Origin of the sequence: Streptococcus sp. 1055, assembly GCF_013276815.1 — a bacterium.
GTDB classification, from domain to species: Bacteria; Bacillota; Bacilli; order Lactobacillales; family Streptococcaceae; genus Streptococcus; species Streptococcus pseudopneumoniae.
Genome location: NZ_VMLT01000030.1, coordinates 1 through 2,450, shown reverse-complemented (window position 1 = coordinate 2,450; position 2,450 = coordinate 1). Strand labels below are relative to the sequence as shown.

Genomic DNA, 2,450 nt, shown 5'->3' with positions numbered 1-2,450 from the left:
CTTGTTTTCTAAGTTCATAGATCTGAACTTTATCATCATAAGTTAATTTCATAATAAAAATACCCCAAAAGTTAGATTTTTTCTGTCTAACTTTTGGGGTGCAGTACATCAACACCTGATACTATGCGTTTTTCTGATTTTTAGGACTTTTGACTCAGTCTCTTTTTGTTTTATTTGACATGTTTGGCAAGTTCTTCTTGAGCCTTTTTATTAGACTCTTCTTTTTCTTTCATCCATTTTTCCTGAGCTTTTTGGTATTCATCTACAGTGACTGCCTTGTCTTGAATTTCAAGGTATTTATATAAGACTGGCTCACTTGTACCTTTATTTCCTGACAATGCAAATGGTATTGTAAATGGTACCATCTTAGACAAGATTGGACGCCCTGTACGAGATGTAGTTGGAATAATCAAAGCACTATCTGTCAGCCAAGCTTGGGCTGAAGCGTATTTATCATAGCGTTTAGCAACATCTGTAGCCTCATCACCAGCTTCAGTAACCAATTTTTCGTAGTCATATAGACCTACTTTTTTAGCAGCTACATTATCTTCCCCTGAGTCAAATCCTAAATATGTTTTAGTACTTTCTCCTACAGAAGGTTTGATAATATCAAGGTAGGTTGATGGATCGGCAAAATCAGGACCCCAACCGACATTATCTGATAAATCCCAGTCTTCGCCAGCAGCATTTTCAGCAAATAAAGTTACATTAAGCAATTCATCTTTTTGCAATTGTTGGATATCAATAACGACATTATCAGTTCCTAAAGTTGCTTCCAAGGATTGTTTCATAGATTGGACACGTTGAACTTTTGTAGTTGCTGTCTGGTCAACAGGCATATCTAGGTGAATTGGGAAAGTCACACCTTCTGCTTGTAAAGCGGACTTAGCCTTGGCAAATTCAGCCTTGGCTTTTTCTGGATTGTAGAGACCATCTTGTGAATCGGCCAGATTAACATCCTTCCATTCATCCCCATAGGTTACTAATTTTTCTTTGACCATATCGCCAAAGTTTTTCCCATCTGCTTGAACAAATGTTGGTGGCACAAAGAGATTACGCAAGATTTTGCTTGCTCCAGTTTCTCCATTCAACTGAGCGGCATAGGCTGTACGGTCAAATCCAAAGGCAATAGCCTGACGGAAATCCTTATTTAAGAGAGCCTTTTTAGTAGATGTCTTTTGTTCTTCGCTAGTCTTAGATGTGTATTTATAAGATTGACGGTCAATATTTGTCCCTACTAGATAAGTCGTAGAGTCTTGTTGAGTATAGACGATATTGTCTTTCATACTCTTCTCAAGCTCTGCGAAACTTGCACTTGTTGGATAAAGACGAGCTGCTGTAAGGCTACCATCTTTAAAGTTTTCTGCTGGTTTGCTGGTATCTTGCCCATCCCAGAATGACAATTTAACTTTGTCAATGTGCACATTGTCCTTATCCCAATAGTTCGGATTTTTCGCAAATTCAACGGAAGATTTGGTCACAATGGATTTCAACAAATAAGGACCGTTATACAAGAGACTACTTGGATCCGTAGCTTTGGCAAAATCATCCCCTTTTGAATTCAAAAACTCTTCATTAACTGGCGCAAGCACACCCATTGTTGTTTTGGAATTCCAAAAACTTTCAGGTTTGTTCAAGGTGTATTGGATTGTTTGGTCGTCAAGGGCTTTAATCCCGACTTGAGTGAAGTCTGTGATTTCACCTTTGGCATAGGCATCCAGACCTTTGATTGAATCCTGTACCAAGTAAAGGGCTTCTGCTTTCTTATCTGTTGCATATTTAAGTCCTGTTACAAAGTCCTGAGCCTTAACAGGAGCATACTCTTCTCCCTCAGATGTATACCACTTGGCATCCTGACGAATCTTATAAGTATAAGTCAAGCCATCCTTAGAAACTGACCAGTCTTCTGCCAATGAAGGAACAAGGTTCCCGTATTTATCATTTTCAAGCAATCCATCAATCACATTACTAGTAATCTCAGAAGTTGCTGCCTTACCAGTTGTCAAATAGTTGAGATTATCTGGATGTGTCTCGTAAGTAAATGCAAAGGTTTTTTCACCTTGAGCACCTGAACCCCCAGAACAAGCAGCTAAAACACCAACTGCTAATAAGGTTACTCCCGCAAGAGCCAATACTTTTCTTGTTTTCATAGTATTCTCCTTTGTTTTTTATTCATTATAGACTCTTTTTCAAGTCCTGTCAATAGAATTTTCTGAATTTTAAGAGTTATTTGTTATATTTGATATATTCTGAAAAATAAAATTGTTCATTTATGCCAAAAAAGCCAACAGAGATTCTCTTCTGATAACCAGAAAAGAATCTTGTTGACCTTCCTTCTAATACTCATCTACTTTCAAAAAGCATTCTAGTCCATCTCCGATTAACGATGGACTTTATCACCTCCTTCTCCAGTCCTTGTATAACATCTTGGAGTTGATTCATGACATCTT

General features: G+C 37.8%; 1 protein-coding gene. It reads right to left on the bottom strand.

Annotated elements, in window-relative coordinates:
• Nucleotides 1–170: 170 nt before the first annotated feature.
• A complete protein-coding gene (locus HT699_RS03360; RefSeq protein WP_119948137.1) occupies nt 171–2,150 on the bottom strand; it encodes a peptide ABC transporter substrate-binding protein in 1,980 nt (659 codons plus the stop codon).
• Nucleotides 2,151–2,450 lie beyond the last annotated feature (300 nt).

Excerpts from the sequence above, each read along its gene's own strand:
- HT699_RS03360 (WP_119948137.1), bottom strand. The coding sequence starts at position 2,150 with ATGAAAACAAGAAAAGTATTGGCTCTTGCGGGAGTAACCTTATTAGCA.